The organism is Allobosea minatitlanensis (assembly GCF_964020775.1).
Window position 1 is genome coordinate 401,834 of sequence record NZ_OZ224509.1, and the last position, 19,467, is coordinate 421,300.

General features: G+C 66.8%; 18 protein-coding genes. 2 read left to right on the forward strand and 16 right to left on the reverse strand.

Annotated features, from left to right (window positions below; translation table 11 throughout):
• Window positions 1-8: 8 nt before the first annotated feature.
• The 4 genes from ACWH43_RS01890 to leuB form a co-directional block, all read right to left on the reverse strand.
• A complete protein-coding gene (locus tag ACWH43_RS01890; RefSeq protein WP_158443938.1) occupies window positions 9-1,319 on the reverse strand; it encodes a TRAP transporter large permease in 1,311 nt (436 codons plus the stop codon).
• A complete protein-coding gene (locus tag ACWH43_RS01895; protein ID WP_158443939.1) occupies window positions 1,312-1,866 on the reverse strand; it encodes a TRAP transporter small permease subunit in 555 nt (184 codons plus the stop codon). The genes ACWH43_RS01890 and ACWH43_RS01895 overlap by 8 nt, the downstream gene beginning before the upstream one ends.
• Window positions 1,867-1,985: 119 nt before the next feature.
• On the reverse strand, window positions 1,986-3,005 hold the full coding sequence (gene dctP, locus ACWH43_RS01900; protein ID WP_260349341.1) for a TRAP transporter substrate-binding protein DctP: 1,020 nt from the start codon (window positions 3,003-3,005) through the stop codon (window positions 1,986-1,988).
• A 290-nt stretch (window positions 3,006-3,295) separates the two neighbouring features.
• Window positions 3,296-4,375 (reverse strand): 3-isopropylmalate dehydrogenase, encoded by a 1,080-nt coding sequence (leuB, locus tag ACWH43_RS01905; protein WP_158443941.1) that lies wholly within the window; start codon window positions 4,373-4,375, stop codon window positions 3,296-3,298.
• A 506-nt stretch (window positions 4,376-4,881) separates the two neighbouring features.
• On the opposite strand from leuB, the gene ACWH43_RS01910 reads away from it, so the two are divergent.
• Together ACWH43_RS01910 and ACWH43_RS01915 are read left to right on the forward strand one after the other, a co-directional pair.
• Window positions 4,882-5,697, forward strand: coding sequence for an enoyl-CoA hydratase/isomerase family protein (locus tag ACWH43_RS01910; RefSeq protein ID WP_158443942.1), 816 nt, complete (start codon window positions 4,882-4,884; stop codon window positions 5,695-5,697).
• Window positions 5,694-7,982 carry a CaiB/BaiF CoA-transferase family protein gene (locus ACWH43_RS01915; RefSeq protein ID WP_158443943.1) on the forward strand — a complete coding sequence of 763 codons (2,289 nt, stop codon included), beginning with the start codon at window positions 5,694-5,696 and terminating at the stop codon, window positions 7,980-7,982. The genes ACWH43_RS01910 and ACWH43_RS01915 overlap by 4 nt, the downstream gene beginning before the upstream one ends.
• Window positions 7,983-7,990: 8 nt before the next feature.
• Here the strand turns inward: ACWH43_RS01915 and ACWH43_RS01920 are convergent, their stop codons facing one another.
• The 12 genes from ACWH43_RS01920 to ACWH43_RS01975 all read right to left on the reverse strand — a co-directional run bounded on the left by ACWH43_RS01920 (window position 7,991) and on the right by ACWH43_RS01975 (window position 19,418).
• Complete coding sequence (locus tag ACWH43_RS01920) at window positions 7,991-8,875, reverse strand: ABC transporter permease (protein WP_158443944.1); 885 nt, start codon at window positions 8,873-8,875, stop codon at window positions 7,991-7,993.
• On the reverse strand, window positions 8,875-9,822 hold the full coding sequence (locus ACWH43_RS01925) for an ABC transporter permease (protein ID WP_260349342.1): 948 nt from the start codon (window positions 9,820-9,822) through the stop codon (window positions 8,875-8,877). The genes ACWH43_RS01920 and ACWH43_RS01925 overlap by 1 nt, the downstream gene beginning before the upstream one ends.
• A gap of 22 nt (window positions 9,823-9,844) precedes the next feature.
• Window positions 9,845-11,431, reverse strand: a complete 1,587-nt coding sequence (locus ACWH43_RS01930; protein WP_158443945.1) for an ABC transporter substrate-binding protein — start codon at window positions 11,429-11,431, stop codon at window positions 9,845-9,847.
• A 172-nt stretch (window positions 11,432-11,603) separates the two neighbouring features.
• Entirely contained in the window at window positions 11,604-13,136 is a 1,533-nt protein-coding gene (locus ACWH43_RS01935; RefSeq protein ID WP_158443946.1) for a class I adenylate-forming enzyme family protein, read from the reverse strand.
• 8 nt (window positions 13,137-13,144) lie between these two features.
• Window positions 13,145-13,939, reverse strand: coding sequence for an enoyl-CoA hydratase/isomerase family protein (locus ACWH43_RS01940; RefSeq protein ID WP_158443947.1), 795 nt, complete (start codon window positions 13,937-13,939; stop codon window positions 13,145-13,147).
• A 4-nt stretch (window positions 13,940-13,943) separates the two neighbouring features.
• Window positions 13,944-14,636, reverse strand: a complete 693-nt coding sequence (locus ACWH43_RS01945) for an ABC transporter ATP-binding protein (RefSeq protein ID WP_158443948.1) — start codon at window positions 14,634-14,636, stop codon at window positions 13,944-13,946.
• Window positions 14,636-15,394, reverse strand: a complete 759-nt coding sequence (locus ACWH43_RS01950) for an ABC transporter ATP-binding protein (protein WP_158443949.1) — start codon at window positions 15,392-15,394, stop codon at window positions 14,636-14,638. Before ACWH43_RS01950 ends, ACWH43_RS01945 begins: the two co-directional genes overlap by 1 nt.
• On the reverse strand, window positions 15,381-16,136 hold the full coding sequence (locus tag ACWH43_RS01955) for a branched-chain amino acid ABC transporter permease (protein ID WP_311734867.1): 756 nt from the start codon (window positions 16,134-16,136) through the stop codon (window positions 15,381-15,383). The genes ACWH43_RS01950 and ACWH43_RS01955 overlap by 14 nt, the downstream gene beginning before the upstream one ends.
• On the reverse strand, window positions 16,133-16,396 hold the full coding sequence (locus tag ACWH43_RS01960) for a hypothetical protein (protein WP_260349344.1): 264 nt from the start codon (window positions 16,394-16,396) through the stop codon (window positions 16,133-16,135). Before ACWH43_RS01960 ends, ACWH43_RS01955 begins: the two co-directional genes overlap by 4 nt.
• A 2-nt stretch (window positions 16,397-16,398) precedes the next feature.
• Complete coding sequence (locus tag ACWH43_RS01965; protein WP_158443950.1) at window positions 16,399-17,265, reverse strand: branched-chain amino acid ABC transporter permease; 867 nt, start codon at window positions 17,263-17,265, stop codon at window positions 16,399-16,401.
• A 308-nt stretch (window positions 17,266-17,573) separates the two neighbouring features.
• A complete protein-coding gene (locus ACWH43_RS01970; protein WP_158443951.1) occupies window positions 17,574-18,758 on the reverse strand; it encodes an ABC transporter substrate-binding protein in 1,185 nt (394 codons plus the stop codon).
• 144 nt (window positions 18,759-18,902) lie between these two features.
• Window positions 18,903-19,418, reverse strand: a complete 516-nt coding sequence (locus tag ACWH43_RS01975; RefSeq protein ID WP_158443952.1) for an acyl dehydratase — start codon at window positions 19,416-19,418, stop codon at window positions 18,903-18,905.
• Window positions 19,419-19,467 lie beyond the last annotated feature (49 nt).

A 19,467-nucleotide genomic window follows, 5' to 3' on the forward strand; every position in this document is an offset into this window, starting at 1 on the left:
ACACTCCGTCAGCGCATCGACATCGGAAGATAGGTCGCCATCTGCGGGAACAGCACCAGCAGCAGAAGCATCAGCGCGCAGGTGGCGATGAACGGCCAGAGCCCGCGGAATATCTCCTCCAGGCGGACGAGGTCCCCGGCAGCCCCCTTGACGACGAAACAGTTCATGCCGACCGGCGGCGTGATGGCCCCGATCTCGGCCAGGACGATGACGTAGACGCCGAACCAGAGCGGGTCGAAGCCGAGGCTCATCATCACCGGATGGGTGATCGGAAGCGAGATCGCCAGGAGCGAGGGAGCATCCATCAGCATGCCGAAGATCAGGTAGATCACCGTCACGATCAGCAGGACGACCCAGACATCGAGGCCGTTATCCGTCAGGAGGCTCTTGATCTCGTCCGAGACGCCGCTCAACGCCAGGAAGCGCGCGAAGAGCAGGCCTCCGATGATGATCGCGAAGATCATCGCCGTCAGGTTGACCGTTTCGAGCAGCGTTTGAACAAGGATGCGGGGCTTAAGGCCGCGATTGCGGATCACGGCCATGATAAAGGTCACGACGGCGCCGATGCCGCCTGCTTCGGTCGGTGTGAAATAGCCGCCGTAGAGCCCTCCGATCATCACCAGGATGACGATGAAGAGCGGAATGATCAGGCGCAGCGACCAGAGCTTCTCCCGCAACGAATAGCGCTTGTCGAGCCTGGGTGCATAGGCCGGGCGGAGCGTGGCGACGGCGAGAATCGTCAATCCGATCAGGGCTGAGAAGATGATGCCGGGAATGATGCCGGCGATCAGCAATTCGCCGATCGAGGAGTTGGTCAGGATGCCGTAGACGACCATCAGGGCGCTGGGCGGGATCAGGACGGCGAGCGTGCCGGCGATGGCGATGCAGGCTGCGGCGAAGCCGCGATTATAGCCGCGCGCCGCCATTTCGGGCAGGGCGAGCTTGGTGAACAGCATGGCCGAGCCGACGCTCGATCCCGATGCGGCGCCGAAGGAGGCCGCGGCGCCGGTGGTGGCGACCGCCAGGCCGCCCGGCAACCGGCCGAGCCACTTGGTGCAGGCGTCGAAGAGGTCGTTGCCGATGCCTGCCTGCATGGCGAAGAAACCCATCAGGAGGAACATCGGGATGACGCTGAAATGGAACGAGTTGACGGTGTCGAAATAGATCGTTCCAAGGATGGACAGCGCCGGCCCCAGAGCGGTGAGCAGGATCAGTCCGACAAAGCCGGTGGTCGTCAGCGCCAGCATGATGGGAGCGCCGAGGAAGATGGAGCCCAGCAGGACGGCGATGCCGCTGAAGCCGATGGCGACATCAGACATGGAGGAGGGCCTTTTCGGGATCGGGGTCCGCCGCGGACAGGTCGCCGTCGTCACCGGTGACCAGAGACAGGACGGCGTCGAGCGCAAACTGGATCGCAATCAGCGCGGTGCCGAGCGAAACCGCGAATTTGGCCGGATAGAGCGGGAAGCGAATGGTCGCCCCCCAGACCTGCTCGTTCATATGGTAGGAGCGCAAGGCGAACAGGAACGTGCCGTAGGTGACGGCTGCGAAGACGATGCAGCCGGTGCTCATCCAGAAGGCGTGCAGCCAGCGCGTGACCGATCGCGGAAAATTCGAGGTGAGAAAGATCGTGTTCACATGTTCGCGCCGGTACAGGACGTAGCCGAAAGGCAGCATGATCGCGAAGGTAAGAAGGGATTGGGTCAGCTCGACGCCGGCCGGAACGGGCGCGTTGAAGACCTTTCGCGACAAGGCGTTGGCGTCGATCAGCCACATCATGGCGAAGGTGATGACGCCGGCGGCCAGCGATGCGGCGTAAAGTATGCGGCCCATCAGGCGTCGGGCCGCCAGCATGTGGTGCTTCACGAAAGAGGTCTCCCTCTGGCCGGTGCGACTGGCATCGCGGTCATTCGGTTGGGGCCGCCCGCGCTGCGGGCGGCGGGTTCCATCTGGGTCGGATCTGTCGCCGCGCCGTTCGCAGCGGATTATTGGGTGATGTCCTCGACGACTTGTCTGGCGTCGGCCTCGGGCATCCCCGCCGCCGTCGCGCGCTTGATCCAGCTATCGCGTACGGCCTGAACCTTTGGGTTTTCCAGCGTCGCCTTGGTGAATTCGGCTTCGGGAATCTTGATGACCTCGACCTTGCCGTTTGCCTTCCAATCGGCGAGCGTGTCCTTGATCGACTTCTCGTAAGTCGAGAGGAACTCCGCCAAATAGTCCTGCTTCATGTCGTCGATGATCTTTTTCAAATCCGGCGGCAGGGCGTTGTATCTGTCGAGATTCATCACGAAGATGTGGCCCCAGGAGGCACCCATCGGGACGTCGATGTAATATTTGGCGACATCGGTCCATTTCCAACCGACCGTCAGAGGCGGATCGCCGGGCGAGCAGTCGAGAATGCCGTTGCTGAGCGCTTCGTAGCCGTCGACATCGGCCATCGAGACGGGCACGGCGCCGATCGCCTCGAGCATCGCGGGTAGTGCGATGCCGTAGGAGCGGATGCGCAGGCCCTTGAAATCGGCCATGCTCCGCACGGGCTTGTTGCAGATAAGGCCATAGCTGGGCAGGGGGCGGACGCTGACCAGCTTGAGCTTGAACTTGGCGAGCTCGTCGGCGAAGGCGGGATATTTGTCATGCCATTTCAGCATGAGCGCGCCGAGCTGAGCCTGCGTTTTCGGTTGGGGCCAGAAGAAGGGAATGGCGTTGTTGATCGGGAACTGGTCGGGGAAATAGGGGGTGACGAGCGGGCCCATGTCGATGACTCGGTTCTCGACGGCCGTCGGCATTTCGCCGACTTTCGCGACGGTGCCGCCCCACAGCATGGTGACCGTATGTTTGCCGGCCGCCCGCTTGTTGATCTCGTTACCCATCCATTCGGCGGTGCGGGAATACTCGTTGGCTCCTTGCGGCATATAATCGCCATAGCGAAGGCGTTCCGCTTGAGCGGTGCTGGAAAGCCCTATGGCGAGAGCTATGACCAGGGCCAGAGACGCGGTCGTCTTCATGTTGTCCTCCCTTGTTCTTCCGGTTCGTTCCCGCCGGGTCGATTGTGCTGCGACGTTCTCATGGTCCATGTGGGTCAGTCAATAACTGTCGACATTTAAATGCTTGGAATCGCAAGGAATCCGGCGAAAGTGGCGATTTGATCTTCCGATCTTGCTTCCTCGATGCTCGAAACGCTGGCAGATGGCGATATTTCTGGTTAATAGCGCCATTCTCGTGGATTCGACGGCTCGCCCTTTGAGGGGGTGGTTCATATATCTGTCGACACTATAGCGAGGGATTGTCGAGAACCTCAGCGCGGAGGATTCCGTATCGCTGCGACCACGGCATCGCCCATCTCCCTGGTCCCGACCTTGCGCGAACCCGGCTCGAAAATGTCGGTGGTGCGATAGCCGTCCGAAAGCACCGTGCTGACCGCGGCCTGGATCTTCTCGTCGAGATCGGGGCGGTCGAAGGAGTAGCGCAGCATCAGCGCCACGGAGAGGATGGCGGCAAGCGGGTTGGCGATGTCCTTGCCTGCAATGTCGGGGGCGGTTCCGTGCACGGGCTCGTAGAGGCCGAAACTCCCGCCGGCCAGCGAGGCGGAGGGCAGCATGCCGATCGACCCGGTTAGCATGGCTGCGCAATCCGAGAGAATGTCGCCGAAGATGTTGCCCGTGACGACGACGTCGAACTGTTTAGGGGCGCGGATCAGCATCATGCTGGCGGCGTCGACGAACATGTGCGTCAGCTCGACGTCCGGATATTCCTGGCCGACGCGGATGAAGATCTCGCGCCAGAGTTGCGAACATTCGAGCACGTTCGCCTTTTCCACGGAGCAGAGCTTGCGGCGGCGTCCACGCGCGGCCCGGAAGCCGACATGGGCGATCCGCTCGACCTCCGATTCCGAGTAGACCATCGTGTTGAAGCCCTGCCGCTCGCCGGAGGCGGAGGTGCGGAAGCCGCGGGGCTCGCCGAAATAGATGTCTCCGGTGAGCTCGCGCAGGATCAGCAGGTCGAGCCCCTCGACCACCTCCGGCCGCAGCGTCGAGGCGCCGACGAGCTGAGGGAACATGATGGCCGGGCGGAAATTGGCGAAGAGGTCGAGATGCTTGCGCAGGCGCAGCAGGCTGGCGCCGGGCCGCATCGCATAGGGAATCTGCTCGTCGCCCGGAACGCCTGCCGCGCCGAAGAGGATGGCGTCCGCCTTCCTCGCGATAGCGAGCGTCTCCTGTGGCAGCGGGTCGCCGGCAGCGTCGACGCCGGCCTGACCGATCGGTGCCTCGACGAGTTCCAGCGCGGCGGAATCCCCCACGACGGCCTTCAGGACCCTGACGGCCTCGGCCGTCACCTCCGGCCCGATGCCGTCACCCGCCAGAACCGCGATCTTCATGCTCGTCTCCCGATGGCGTTGATGATGTCCGCAACCCGGTTGCGGAAGGGCTCGTCCGCTCGGCGCCATCCAGCCATCGATCAGGGCGCCGGGATAGCGGCTCGCGCCCGTGGGGTCGGGGCGCCTGCTTCGTTCCATGCCGCCGATCGTCGGATAGGGCGTCTTGTTCGCTGAGCTGCCTCATATTGCATTTTATAAATTATGTCGAGACTGCGTCAGGGGCGCATCAGGTGCAATCGAATTCCGTGCGTCCCTGCGAGAGCGATGATCTTATCCCCGCATCTCCGGCGCTGACATGCAAAGGCCGCGTTGCTCGGCCGTGCGCGCTCCGCTCAGGCTATGCGCTTGCTCGTTATAATGCATGATGCATATTATATCGAAAAGTTGGCGGGCGCCGACATGACGGAGGAGGGACGACGCATGGAGGATCGGGTTCGCCGCGGTGGCGGCGGGATGCGCTGGCGGCGATTGCAGCCTTGCTCCGGTCGCGCTTGGGGAGGCGCGGCGTGATTGAGTTTCCGGGTGCAGGCGACGACCTGATCCAGCTCGAGGATCGGGGTGCATACGCGCTGCTGCGCTTCAACCGTCCCGACAAGCGCAACGCGATGAATTCCGCCGCGCGCAAGGCATTTCTGGCGCGGCTGGCGCAGCTTCACGGCACTCATAAGGTCGTGGTGCTCACCGGCAACGGACCCGGCTTCTGCAGCGGCGTCGACCTCAAGGAGGCGGCAGCGGCCGAGGCGGCCGGCACCGACTATGACCGCGAGGCGCTGGAGCGCGAATGGATGTCGGTGCTGCTGGCCATCCACCGGCATCCGGCCGTGTTCATCGCCGCCGTGAACGGCTTTGCGCTGGGCGGCGGCAGCTCGCTGATCCATGTCTGCGACCTGGCGATCGCGGCCGACGAAGCCGAAATCGGCATGCCGGAGATGGGCTTCGGCACCTATCCCGGCATGGCCGGACCGGCGACCCAGTTGCGCCTCCTTCCCAAGCATGCCGCCTATATGATCCTGACGGCGAGCCGCATCGACGGCCGGACGGCGGAGCGCTGGGGCATGGTCAACAAGAGCGTGCCGCTGGCACGCCTGCTGGACGAGGCCGATGCGCTGGCGCGACGGATCGGCCAGTTCGACACCACGGCGCTGGCGGAAAGCCGCAAGGCGCTCGGCCTGGTTCCGGGACAGATCAGCGATCTCGCGGGCGGCTTCGAGCTTGGCCTGTCGGTGAATGCCGGCATCCGTGCGAGGAGCAGCGCCCGGCGTGACGGTCTCGGCCGGTTCGCCGCCGGCGAAAAGAATCCAGGCCAGGGCAGGCAGTCTTGACGCGCCCGCTGGCCGGCCTGCGCATCGTCGAATGCGCCGGGCCGACGGCCCGGCCCGGCGAGCGCCTGGCCGTGGCGTTCGCAGGGCGCCTGGCCGCCGATCTCGGCGCGACGGTACTGAAGCTCGAACCGGCCGGCGGCGACCCACTGCGCGCCGATGGCGGCGATGGGTCCTTCGCCTTCCTCAATGCCGGCAAACAATCCTGTCCCCTCGAAGAGGGCCAGCCTGAGACGCTCGCACAGTTTCTGAGCGCCGCCGACGCGGTTCTCGGCGATGCCGCTTCTCCCGCGCTCGCGCAGGCCGCGGCGACGGGGCTGCGGTCGCATCGTCCCGGCGCGATGGTCGCGGTCTCTCTTCTCGGCCCGCTCGTGCCGCCGGAGACGCCGGCCAGCGAATTCACCGTCATGGCTTTGAGCGGCCTGCTCGACATCGTGGGCGATCCAGCCCGCGAGCCGTTGCGGCTGGGTGGACATCAGCTCGCCTATTCGGCCGGTCTCTCGGCGCTGACGGGCCTGGTCGCCGCGCTATGCCTGCCGGCGCGCGGCGAGGATGGTTTGGGCGTTCCGGAACGGGTGCAGGTCAGCCTTCTCGAGACGGCGATCTGGCTGAACTGGAAAAGCGTGGCCTGCGCAGCGGCCGGAGAGCCGGTGCCGCATCGCTCGGGCCAGTCGGGCGACTGGCCGGTGGTGCGCTGCGCCGATGGCTGGGTCGCGCTGGTCTATCAGGATGCCGACTGGCCGGCGCTGCGGAAGCTCGCCGGCGACGATCGGCGCCTGGCCGATCCTGCCTTGGCGACCGCTGCCGGGCGAGCCGGGCGCACCGGCGAGATCGGCCGCATCGTCGAGGAATATCTGCGCGGGCTCACCCGGAGCGAGATTCATGCGCTGGCGCGGGCGGCGCGGCTGCCGCTCGGGCCGGTCTCCAGCGTGGCCGAGCTGATCGCGGATCCGCATCTCGTGGCACGGAATTTCATGCAGACGGTTCGTTTCGGCGAAGGGCGCACCGTCCTGACGAGGCCGCGCCTGCCCGTGCTCTGGGATGGCGAGGTGCTCGCGCCCGGCCCGGTGCCGCCCTTCGGCGGCGACGGAACACCGCTTGCCCGTTCGCCCGCCTTGCCGAAACGGGAGGCACCTTCGCGTCCGCTTCCGGGCAAGCGCAGCCTGCCGCTGACCGGCTGCCGGGTTCTCGACCTCGGCATCATCACGGCCGGCGCGGCGACCAGCGCTCTGCTGGCCGATCTCGGTGCCGAGGTCATCAAGATCGAATCCCCGGGCTATCGCGACCCCTTCCGTGCCTGGCAGGGCGGTGAGGGCGGCGTCGACAGCGATCTGCCGACCTTCTTCCGTTACACCAACCGCAACAAGATCGGTGCCAGCATCGACCTCAAGCAGCCGGCCGGGCGCGAGGCGTTCGTCCGGCTCGCAGCCCGGTGCGACGTGGTGGTGGAGAATTTCCGACGCGGCGTGATGGCCCGTCTCGGCATCGACTATCCCGCTCTGAAGGCCGTGAATGCCGGCTTGATCTTCGCCTCCCTGTCGAGCCAGGGGGAGAGCGGTCCGGAGGCGGGCTACGTCTCCTATGGCACGACGCTGGAGGCCATGGCCGGCCTCGCCTGGCTCACCGGCTATGCCGGCGGCGGGCCCGTCGTTTCCGGCAAGGATCTGAACTATCCCGACCAGGTCGTGGCGATCTTCGCGGCCGGCATGGTGGCCGCCGCCTGGCTCCAGCGCCGGCGGACCGGGCAGGGCGCCCATCTCGATATCTCACAGCGCGAGCTCACCGCTTTCCTCGTCGGCGAAGCTTTCGTGAGCCCTCCCGCGCAACCGCGCCGCGGCAATGCCGAGAATGCCTATGCGCTGCAGGATTGCTTTCGGGCGCGCGACGGTTGGGTCGCGCTCAGCCTGTCGTCGGAGCAGGTCGCGACACTGGCGCGAAATGGCCTCGACACGGCGGCGCTGGCGGGCAGGATCGCCGCGATGAGCCGCGAGGAGGCCGCGCGGATGCTGACCGCACGGGGGATCGCGGCTGCGCCGGTACTCGACGGGGCCGAGGTTCTGGCGCGGCGCGGCGAAAGCTGGCGGGACGCGCTGGCCGAGGGGCCGGGCCGGCGCCTCGCCAAGGGCTTTCCGTTCCGTTTCGATGATGTGCCGCTGTCGATCTTCGCCGATGCGCCGCATGTCGGGGCCGACACGGCGCGGGTGCTCGGCGAGATCGGCGGCTTTTCCGCGCAGGAGATCGCGGAACTGGTTGCGACCGGGGCGGCGGAGTGCTGGCGCAAGTCCTGAGGGCCCCCTCAGAACCGCCGGGCTAATCTTGGATCGAGCATGTCGCGCAGGCCGTCGCCGAGCATGTTGATCGCCAGCACCATGAAGCCGAGGAACATGCCGGGGAAGAAGATGATCCAGAAGGCGAGCTGCACATAGCTGCGGCCGTCGGAGAGGATGTTGCCCCAACTCGGAATCTCAGGGGGAATGCCGACGCCGAGGAAGCCGAGATAGGACTCGATCAGCACGGCCGAGGCGCAGACATAGGTCGCCTGGATAATGATCGGCGTCAGCGCGTTGGGCAGGATGTGGCGCAGCAGCAGGCGCGGCATGCGGGCGCCGATCGCGGTCGCGGCCTCGACATAGGGCAATTCGCGGATCACCAGCACGACCGAGCGCACCAGCCGGACCATGCGGGGCACCTCCGGTACGGTGATGGCGATGACGACGGTGAGCAGCCCCGGGCGTGCCAGCGCCATCATGGCGACGGCGAGCAGAATGGCCGGGATCGCCATGAGCCCGTCCATGATCCGCATGATCACGCTGTCGAACCAACGATACATGCCGGCGAGCAGGCCGAGAACGCTGCCGATCAGCGTGGTCAGCGCGGCGACCCCGAGGCCGACGAGAAGCGAGATGCGCCCGCCATAGACTGTGCGGCTGAAGACGTCGCGACCGAGATTGTCCGTGCCGAACCAGTGCTCGGCGCTGGGCGCGCGGAGCCGATGCGCGACATTGAGCGCGAGCGGATCATGCGTCGCCAGCACGGGGGCGAGGAGCGCGGTGCCGACGAGCAGCGTGATCAGCATGCCGCCGATCACGACCGTGACATGGCGCTGGGCGCCGCGCAGCAGCCAATGCCGTTTCGTGCGCGAGAAGGCCAGCCGGGGCGTTGCGATATCGGCGCTGGTCATCAGGGGATGCTCCTGATGCGCGGATCGAACAGCCCGTAGCTGAGGTCCACGAGAAGGTTGATCAGGACATAGGCGAGCGACGCGAGCAGCAGCACGCCCTGGATCACGGGATAGTCGCGCTGGGTCACGGCCTCGATGGTCAGGCGGCCGACGCCGGGAATGGCGAAGACGCTCTCGGCGACGACGACGCCGCCGATCAGCAGGGCGATGCCGCTGCCGATGGTGGTGACGATCGGGACCGCGGCGTTGCGCAGTGCGTGCTTGAACAGGATCGGGAGCTGGCTGAGGCCCTTCGACCGGGCGGTACGGATGTAATCTTCCCCGAGCACCTCGATCATGGTCGAGCGGGTCATGCGCGTCAGCAGCGCCATGAAGACCAGGCCGAGCGTCAGCGACGGCAGCACGAGATGGGTCAGGTACGGCGCCGGCCCCTGCGACAAGGGCCTGAAGCCCTGCACCGGCAGCCAGCGCAGCTTCAGCGCGAAGCCCCAGACCAGCCCGTAGCCGATGATGAAGATCGGGAAGGAGAAGGCCACGGTCGCCAGCGCCATGACGGCCCGGTCGATCCAGCGGCCGACCTGCCAGGCGGCGACGATGCCGAGCGGGATCGCGCTGCACACGGCGAAGGTCATCGTGGTCGCCGCCAGCGACAGTGTCGGTTCGAGGCGGCCGGCGATCAGTTCCAGCACCGGCTTGCGGCTGAACAGCGACTGCCCGAGATCGCCGCCGAGCAGCCGGCCGATCCAATGCAGGAACTGGTAGAGCATGGGCTCGTCGAGGCCGAGGCTCCTGCGGATACGATCGATATCCTCGCTGGTGGCGTGATCGCCCGCGATCACCGCGGCCGGATCGCCCGGGCCGACGCGGATCATCACGAAGACGATGACTGCGACCACCATCATGACGATGGCGGTCGAGCCGATTTTTCGCAGGACGAAGTTGATCATCGGACGGCCGGCCCCCGTCCGCTCACTGCTTCTCGATGTTCCAGTAGACCGGCACGCCGGCCTTCAGCACGCCCTTGATGTTCGAGCGGAAGGCGATCGGCTGGACGTATTGCCCCAGATTCACATAGGGCACGGAAACGAAGGCGCGGGTCTGGATGGCGTCGACCATGGTGCGGCGCTTCGCAGGATCGGATTCCTGCGCCCAGGCCGAGACCAGCTTCGTCAACTCCTCGTCGCAGGCCCAGCCGATATTGGCCTTGTCGCATTGCGAGTTGAACCAGATGTTCGCCAGCGGCGAAGCGGGGTCCGGCCCGCCCTGCGAGGTGACGAACAGGTTCCATCCGCCCTTGTCCGGGGCGTCCTTCTTGGCGCGCCGGGCGGTGATCGTCGCCCAGTCCTGCGACTGGACGTCGACATTGAGGCCGGCCTTGCGCATCGCGGCGATCAGGACGTTTTCGGCGGCCTGGTATTGCGGCCGGTCGGTCGGCAGCATGACGACGATCGGCTCGCCCTTGTAGCCAGCCTCCTTGAACAGCGCCTTGGCTTTCTCGATGTCGACGGTCAGCCCGACGACACCGGCCTTGGTCTCGTTCTCGGAACCGCACATGAAATAGGTGACGCAGCTCTTGAGGTAGTAGTCCGGGTCGCCGACAACGGCCTGCATCGCTTCCGCCTGGTTCGTCAGGTAGAGCAGGGCCTGGCGCGCCTTATAGTTGTCGAAGGGCGGGAACAGCGAGTTCGGGCGCGCCATCATCTGGACGCCGAGCAGGTCGATGGTGAGGACGGTGATGTTCGGGTCGCTCTTCATCAACTGGACGAAATCGAGCGGCGGCGCCTCGAAATAATCGATCTCGCCGGCCTGCAGCGCCGAGAGCGTCGTGTTGTTGTCGGGGATGTAGAGCCACTCGACGCGGTCGAGCTTGGCGACCTTGCCGCCGGCGAGATAGTCGGCCGGCTCGTTGCGCGGGATGTAGTCCGGGTTGCGGACATAGACCGCCTTGGCGCCGGGCTGCCATTCGTCGCGCTTCATGATGAAGGGGCCGGAACCGATCGGGTCGGTGATCTGCTTGTCGATCGGCTGCTCGGCGATGCGCTTGGGCATCATGAAGGCCGGCGCCTCGGCGCCGGCGAGGGCTTCCAGCACGAGGCCGAACTTCTCCTTGAGCTTGATCCGGAAGGTGAGGTCGTCGACGATCTCGTAGCCTTCCATCGCCCGGGTCATGTGCTGGCCCATGGCGTTGCGCTGCGCCCAGCGCTTGAGCGAGGCGACGCAGTCGGCCGCGGTCACCGGGGTACCGTCATGCCACTTCATGCCCTTCCGCAGCGTGAAGCTGTAGATCATGCGGTCCGGGCTGACGGTGTAGCTGTCGACCATCTGCGGCTTCGGCTCGAATTTCGAGTTCAGCGCGAACAGGTTGTCATAGACGAGATAGCTGTGCCGGATCGTGACGTAGGCCGTCGACCAGGTCGGGTCGATGATCTTGAGGTCCGCGTTGACCACGGCGCGCAAGGTCTTGTCCGAAGCCAGGGCCGGACAGGCCGCCGCCGCGATTCCTGCGATCAGCAGCGATGCCGACGCGATTTTCCGAATGGCGCGTTTGAAGACCATCGAGCACTCCTCCCATGTTGCATTCTGTTCGATGCCGTCCCGGGCGGCGTTGCCGGCGGCCAGACATTCGATGATGCATTTTATATGAAATAAGATTGGAGGGAGCGGCAGCCGCTGTCAAGCGCGGCCCGGCACCATGACCGGAGGCCGCGCGAGGCGGTCGAAAGCTGGCTTAGCGCGCCACCAGTTTGGGATGAGGGCCGTCGAGCAGCGCGTACTGCGCCAGCACGCGTTCCCGAACCGCCTTGTGGCTGACCTTCAACATGGCGTTGCGCGGCAATTCGTCGAGGGCGATCAAGGCGCGCGGGCGCTTGTAGCCGGTCATCGCCGCGATGGTGCCCGATAGCCTGTCCTCCCAGCCCGGCGGCGGATTCTCTGCGACGGCGACGATGACCTCGCCCCAATATTCCGAGGGCAGGCCGAAGGCGACGATCTCGCCTCCGCCGAGCGCCGCCGCGAGTGGCCGCTCCACCTCCTCGGGCGCGACCTTGTAACCGCCGGTCTTGATCATGTTGGCGCTGCGCCCGACGAGGTGAAGGCGACCACGCTCGTCGAGATAGCCAAGGTCGCCGGTCTCGTGGAACGCGTCGGGCGGCAGTGCCGCATAGCCCCCGTCCGCGGTGATCGTGCCGGCCATCATCTGGTGAGCACGCAGCAGGATCTCGCCGACCTCGCCGCAAGCCGCCCGGCGGCCATCGTCCGACCGGATCACGACCTCGACCCCGGGCGCCGGCCAGCCGACGCAGGCATCAGCGTCGGCGCCGCCCTCGGCATACCAGGCGTCCGTCTCGGGCGGCTCGAGCACCGTGATCGGGTTGACTACCTCCGTCTTGCCGTAGGTGACGCGGATGACCGGGCCGAAGATGGCACGGGCGCGGGCATAGAGCGTCGGCGAAAGCGTCGCCGTGCCGCAATAGATCGTCTTGAGGCCGGACAGCGACCGCCCTTTCGCCGCCGCGACGATCTTTGCGAGCACGGTCGGCGGCGCGAACATCTCGTCCGCCTCGCCCCGCTCGAGGATGCCGAGCACGGCATCGGTGTCGACGCCGTCGAGCAGCGTCACCGCGCCGCCGAGGTCGAGATAGGCATAGGTCAGCAGCCCGGCGCCGTGCGAAAACGGCGTCATCAGCAGCAGGCGGCTGTCGGGGCCGGGCTTGTGCGGCATCGCTGCCCGCTGCAGCAGGTTGGCGGCGAAGCGTCCGGCCTGGCTGGTGACGATGCCCTTCGGCGGACCGGTCGTGCCCGAGGTGAAGCCGATCCGGGCCCAGTCGTCGAGCCGGACATGCGGAAAGCTGCCGGTGCCGAATGTGGCGGTGCCGATGCTCTCGATCGCATGCACCTGCGCGCCCATGCGCTCGAACCGGGGCGCCTGCGCGCGTGTCGTCACGATGTGGCGCAGGCCGGCGAGCGCGATGCAGTGGCGCAGATCGGCATCGGCGAGGCCGGGATTGAGCGCGACTTCCGCCGCCCCCGACATGACGATGCCGATGCTGGTCCAGACGGCCGGAATGCCGTTGCGCACGAAGCTCGCCACCGGCTCGCCGGGTGCGATGCCCTTCTCCCCCAACGCGAAGCCGAGTGCCGCTGCCCTTTCTCCGAGCGCGCGATAGGTGATCGTGCCGCCGGCGTCCTCGATCGCGATGCGGTCGCCGAAGCGCTGGCAGAGCGTGGCGAAGCTGTCGCCGTGGCAGAAGGTCTCCGGCATGGTCCGCGTCAGCGTCCCCGGAACCGCGGCTTGCGCCTCTCGCCGAAGGCGGCGACGCCCTCGCGCCGGTCCTCGGTCGGCACCATCCGGTTATAGGCCTCGATCTCGAAGAGCAGCCCATCCGCGAGACTCAGCGACAGGCCGTGATGCATCGCGCGCTTCGCCTGCCGGATCGCGATCGGTGCGTTGTCGGCGATGATCTTCGCAGTCGCGACCGCTTCCGGGATCAGGCTTTCGGGCTCGCAGACACGGTTGACCATGCCCCAGCTCGCGGCTTCCTCGGCCGACCATGGCTTACCGGACAGGAGAAGCTCCTTGGCACGGCGTTCGCCCACCGCGCGCGGCAGGTTCTGCGTGCCGCCCGCGCCGGGCATGATGCCGAGGGTCACCTCCGGCAGCGCGAAGCGGGCATTGCGCGAGGCATAGATGAAATCGCAGCACAGGGCGGTCTCGCAGCCGCCGCCATAGGCGGGGCCGTTGACGGCGGCGATGACCGGTACCGGGCAGTCGATGATCGCGCGCACCATGCGCTCGAAGATGTGGTGCTGCGCCTGCCAGGCCGCATCGGTCATGCCGTTGCGCTCCTTCAGGTCGCCACCGGCGCAGAAGACCTTCTCGCCGGCGCCGGTCAGGACGATGGCGCGGGAATCGGACGGGTCCGCCAGCATCGTCTCGAAGATGTCGAGCAGGTCGAGCCCCATCCGGGTGTTCATGGCGTTCGCCGCCTGCGGGCGGTTCAGCGTGACGAGGAGGACCTCCGGCTCCGGCCGGGCGACCAGAAGCGTTTCGTAAGCGTCGCGCATGGCTCTAAAGATACTCCTCGACCAACGCTGCATCGCCGATATCGGCGACGCTGCCGCTGCGCCTGACCTCGCCGCCGCGCATGATGTAGCCGCGCGTGGCGAGCTTCAGCGCAGGGCGGGCCATCTGCTCGGTCATCAGGATGGTGGTCCCGCGCCGCTGGATCTCGCGGATGGCGTCGCTGATCCGCTGGATCCAGACGGGGGCGAGGCCGAGGAAGGGTTCGTCGAGCAGGAGCAGCTTCGGGTAGGAGCTCATGGCGCGGGCGAAGGCGACGATCTGCTGCTGGCCGCCGCTGAGCTGCCCTGCGGGCTGCTCGGCTCTCTCCGCCAGGATCGGGAAGACCGAGCTGAGCCAGTCGAAGGCTTCCTTCTGGTGCCTGCGGCCCATGCCGAAGGCGCCGGACAGGACGTTGTCTGCGACCGAGAGCGTGCCGAAGACCTTCCGCCCTTCCGGCGAGTAGCCGATGCCGGCACGCGCCCGCCGGTCGGCGCTGAGGCCGCCGATATCCTGCCCCTTGAAGCGGATCCGGCCGCCGCAGGTCTGGGTCGCGCCGATGACGGCGTTGATCAGGCTCGACTTGCCGGCGCCGTTGGCGCCGATCAGCAGGACGGTCTCGCCTTCCTCGACCTCGATCGAGACCTTGTGCAGCGCGGTGATGCCGCCATAGCGGACCTCGATATCCTCGACGGAAAGCATCAGGCGGCCTCCTCGTCCTCGACGATGCCCATATAGGCGGCGATGACGTCCGGCCGCGCCAGCACCTCGGCGGGCGGGCCCTCGGCCAGGATGCGGCCGGCATCGAGCACCAGGATGCGCGGGCAGAGCCGCTTGATCAGGTCCATGTCGTGCTCGACGATCAGCACGGCGCAGCCATGGTCGGCCTGGACGGCCTGGACGAAGGCGTCGACCTGCTGGCGCTCGCGCCGCTCCAGGCCGGCGGCGGGCTCGTCGAGCAGCAGCACGCGCGGCGAGGTGGTGTAGGCCAGGACCAGGCCCAGCATCTTCTGCAGGCCGTAGGGCAGCTTGTCGCTGGGTATGTCGAGGCGGGGCGCGAGGTCGAACTGCCTCAGCATGCCGTCGAGCTTGTCCCAGATCGAGGGCGGGCTGCCGCTGAAGCGGATCGCGCGGGCGAGATTCTCGCGCACCGTCGCGCTCTTGAAGGTGTTGGTCTGCTGGAAGCTGCGCACCAGGCCGAGCCGGCTCAATGTGTGGAACGGCATGCCGCCGATCTCGCGGCCGTCGAGCAGGATGCTGCCGGCGCTCGGCGGAAGCTTGCCCGAGATCACGTTGATCAGCGTCGTCTTGCCGGCTCCGTTGGGGCCGATGACGCCCATCAGTTCGCCAGGCGCGAGCCTGAAGCTGACATCGCTGAACACATGCAGGCCGCCGAAGCTCTTCGTGATCGACCTGACGTCGAGGGAGCCGCTCCGCTCCGGGGCGTTATCCGCGCTCATGGGCGGCCTCCTTCACCGTGCCGACGATCGGGGCGGCGCTGCCGCCGGCGCGCCACTGCCCGGACAGGCGGCGATAGCCCGCGGCCAGGGTGCCGACGATGCCGCCGCGCGCGGCCAGAACCACCACCACGATCAAAAGGCCGTAGAGCCCTTCGGAGAACTCGCCATGCGTGCTGAAGATGCTCGACATCCAGACCAGCAGCGTGGCGCCGACCAATGGCCCGAGCATCGAGCCGCGGCCGCCGATGATGGTGTAGGCGATGTAATTGACCGAGGATTGCGGTGAGAAGGATGTCGGATGCGCGGTCAGCAGCATGTTGACCAGCGAGAAGCCCGCCATGCCGGCGAGGCCCGCAGCGGCGACGAAGCCGATCACCTTGTAGCGCCAGACCACGAGGCCGAGGCTTTGCGCCAGCACCTCGTTCTCCTCGATCGCCGCGAATTCCCGGCGGAGCCAGACGGAAACGAGGGCGGTGATGACGGCGGCGGCGAACGCGACGCCGATGGCCAGCAGCAGCACCGCGCGGTTGTCGGCGAGCTCGATGCCGAACAGGGTCGTCGCCGGCATGCCGACGAGGCCGTTGGTGCCGCCGGTGAGATCGGGCGTCTCGAAGATCAGGAGCTGCAGGATCTGCGTCAGCAGGAAGGTGACGAGCACGAAATAGATGCCGCGCAGGCGCAGGATGAGGATGCCGAGGGGCAGGGCGACGAGCGCGGGGGCGATGAAGCTCAGCGCCGTCAGGGCGAAGCTGTGACGATGCCGCCCTTCAGCCCGGCGATGGCCGCGGCATAGCCGCCGATCGCCATGAAGGCCGGAACGGCGAAGGTCAGCAGGTCCATGCGCAGCATGATGTAGACGCTGAACGCCGCCGTCACCGCGACCGCGATCAGGTTCTGCGTCGAGTAGACGAAGGGGCTGTCGGTGACGAAGGGGACGAGGAAGCTCAAGCCCAGGATGGCGATCGCGGCGATCTCGCCGCCGAACTGATTGAGACGCGCCATGGTCAGGCTCCTCGGGCTTCTTTGCCGAAGAGGCCCGAGGGCCGCACGATCAGCACGACGAGCACCAGCACGAACAGCGCGAGCGCGCCCTTCGAGCCACCGAGATAGACGACCGAATAGGCCTCGATCAGCCCGACCAGGAAGGCCGCGACGGTCGCCCCGATGATCGAGCCGAAGCCGCCGAGGATGACCGTGAGAAAGGCCATGGCCAGCACCGGCTCGCCGACCAGGGGGCCGAGCGACAGGATCGGCGTGACGAGCGCGCCGGTCAGGCCCGCAAGCCCGCAGGAGAGCGCGAAGGCCAGAGGAAAGAGCAGCTTCGGGCGCAGGCCCTGCGTGGCTGCGACCTGGCGGTTGTCGGCCAGCGCCCGCAAGCCCCGTCCGAGATCGGTGCGGTACATCAGCGCGTAGACCCCGGCGATCGCGACGAGGCAGACGGCCAGAACGACGAGGTTCTCGAGCGGCATGTAGAAGCCGGCGAAGCGCAGCGTACCGGTGACCGGGAAACCGAATTGCGGCGATTCGGGACCGTAGACGGCCTGGATGCCGGTTCCGATCATCAGGTAGAGGCCGAGCGTCAGCATCAGCGTCGCGAGGTGGTCGTCGACGACGCGCTCGACCACGAAAAGCTCGAAGACGTAGCCGAGGGCGCCCGTGGCGAGCATCGCCGCGACCACCGCCAGGGGATAGGGCAGGCCGAGGAAGGTGACGCAGCTATAGGCGGCGTAGCCGCCCAGGACATAGAAGCCGCCATGAGCGAAGTTGACGACGCCGAGGATGCCGAAGATCAGCGTGAAGCCGAGCGCCAGCAGCGCGTATTGCGCGCCGAGACTGATGCCGATCAAGCCGGCCGACACGAAGCTGGCCATGTGCCGTTACTCCCTGATCCGTTTCGACCAGCGTGCGCGTCGGGCTGCGGGCGCTGGACTGGTTGCGACGTTTCCCTGCGCTCTTCCGGCACGTTCTCGCCGCTCGGGCCGGCGGCATCCTCCGGCTTGGCGGCCTGCTCGCTCTCTCCGGCGATCCAGACCGGCGGAGCATGCATGATATTTTTAATGCATCATGCATTTTTTACGATGCAAAGACCAGCTTCGCGATCCGGCTCGCGGCGTTGCGTCTTCGCGAGGACACGCTGGCGCGGCTCGCCGGCTGCCATTGCGGGCCGCGCCTCGCCTCGTCAGTCGACCTCGGGCACCTCGGCGCGCAGGATCGGCTGAACCTTGCCGTCGACGATCAGGCCGATGCCGAAGGGGAAGGAGACTTCCTGCTGAATGCCGAAGAAGGACTTGCCGGTCCAGCGGCCCTTGCCGAGGTTCTTGTCGTCGATCGGCAGCTTGCGCAGCACCTCGGCGACCTTTTCGGTATCCGTGATCGTGCCGGCATCCGAAATCGCCTTGAACAGCAGGCGCCCGACGCCGACCCAGAGATACAGCATCGTGTTCTCCGGCGGGTCGGCGTTCATCAGCTTCTTATAGTCGGTGGCGATGGCGCGGATGTTGGGGTCTTCGAGCGGCACGTTCTCGTACCAGTAGAAGTTCTTCAGCACTTCCGGCCCGCCGGCGACGCGCAGGATCTCGTCGGTCGCCGGGCCGCCGAGGCGGCCGATCGTGCCGGTGAAGCCGGCCTGGCGGAGCTGCTTGACGAGCACACCGGCATCGCCCGGCGCCGTCGAGGAGGTGTCGACCGTATCGGGATTCTGCGCGAGGACGCGGGCCACTACCGCCGCGAAGTTCGGGTTGCCGCGCTGGTAGAACTCCTCCGTCGCCTCGATACCGTTGGCCTTGTAGGCCTCGATATCGACCGAGGTGATGTCGGTGCCGCCCTGGTCGTTGGGCGCCACGAGCACGACCTTCTTGATGTTGAACTTCTCCTTGGCGAGCTTGGCGATCGCTCCCGCCCAGACGCTCGGGCCGGGACCTTCGTGGAACACCAGCGGCCAGCGCGGTCCGATCGCATCCTTGGCGAAGCTGTTCTGGAAGACCAGCAGCTTGTTGCGCAGCGCGATCGGCTTGATGCCGGTCGCTTCCGGCGTCACCACCGGGCCGAGGATGAACTTCACATTCTGGCTGACGAGCTGGTTCGTCGCCGAGGCGGCGCCTTCCGCCGTCGCCTTGCTGTCGACGGCGATGGTCGTGACCTTGCAGGTCTCGCTCCCAACCTTGAGGCCGCCGCCACCGGCGGCATTGGCCTCTGCCGCGATGTATTCGGCGGCGCCCTTCAGGGCCAGGCCCCATTGGGCCGTCGCGCCCGAAAGGCCGCCGATGACGCCGATCTTGAGCTCGCAGGCCGCGAGCACGGGGGTCGCGGCGAGCAGGGCCGCTGCGGCGGCGCCGGCAAACAATGTCTTCTTCAAGGACTTCATTGATCTTCCTCCCGATGGTCGGCGCGTCTTCTGCGGAGGCGCCGGAATTGGCCGAACTCTGTCGAGCCAGGCAAAGGCCCTTGCTGGTTGGCGGGCGGCCGGCATGCGGCGCCAAGCTGCGCTTCAGGCGCTTGGCCGACCGGCTCAGCCGGTCGGGGCCATGAATGGATAGGGAACCGCCGGGCCGTCGCGGAACGGCAGGGCGACGATGGCGGCGCCGGGCGTGGATTCGAGGCCGGCTTCGTTCCTGATGCCGAGATCGAGGTCGACGAGCCCGTATTCCGCAGCCTCGCGCAGGGCCGTGACCTTGCCCCAGACCGACAGCGTTTCGCCGACGAGGTTCATCGCCCGGAACTGGAAGCGCAGCTTCCAGAGCCAGCCTTCCCGGCCGGCCCAGTCCTTCAGGAGTTGGGCGAGGAATTGCTGCTTGAGCGAGCCGTTGATCAAGAGGCCCGGCAGCTTGTCGTGCCCCGTCGCGAACGGCAGATCGTAATGGATCTTGTGCCAGTTCTCCATGGCGGCCGACCAGCGCATGAGATGCGCCGTGGTCAGGGGCCCCTTGAACAGCGGACCGATCTCGTCGCCGACCGCGATGTCCTCGAAGACGCGGCGCAAAGGGCGGGCCGTCCCCTCAAATGGAGCCGAGGCGGCGAGGTTCATGGCCACGCTCCTGCGGCTCGTCCTGAACGGAACCCGGGCTGGCCGAGCG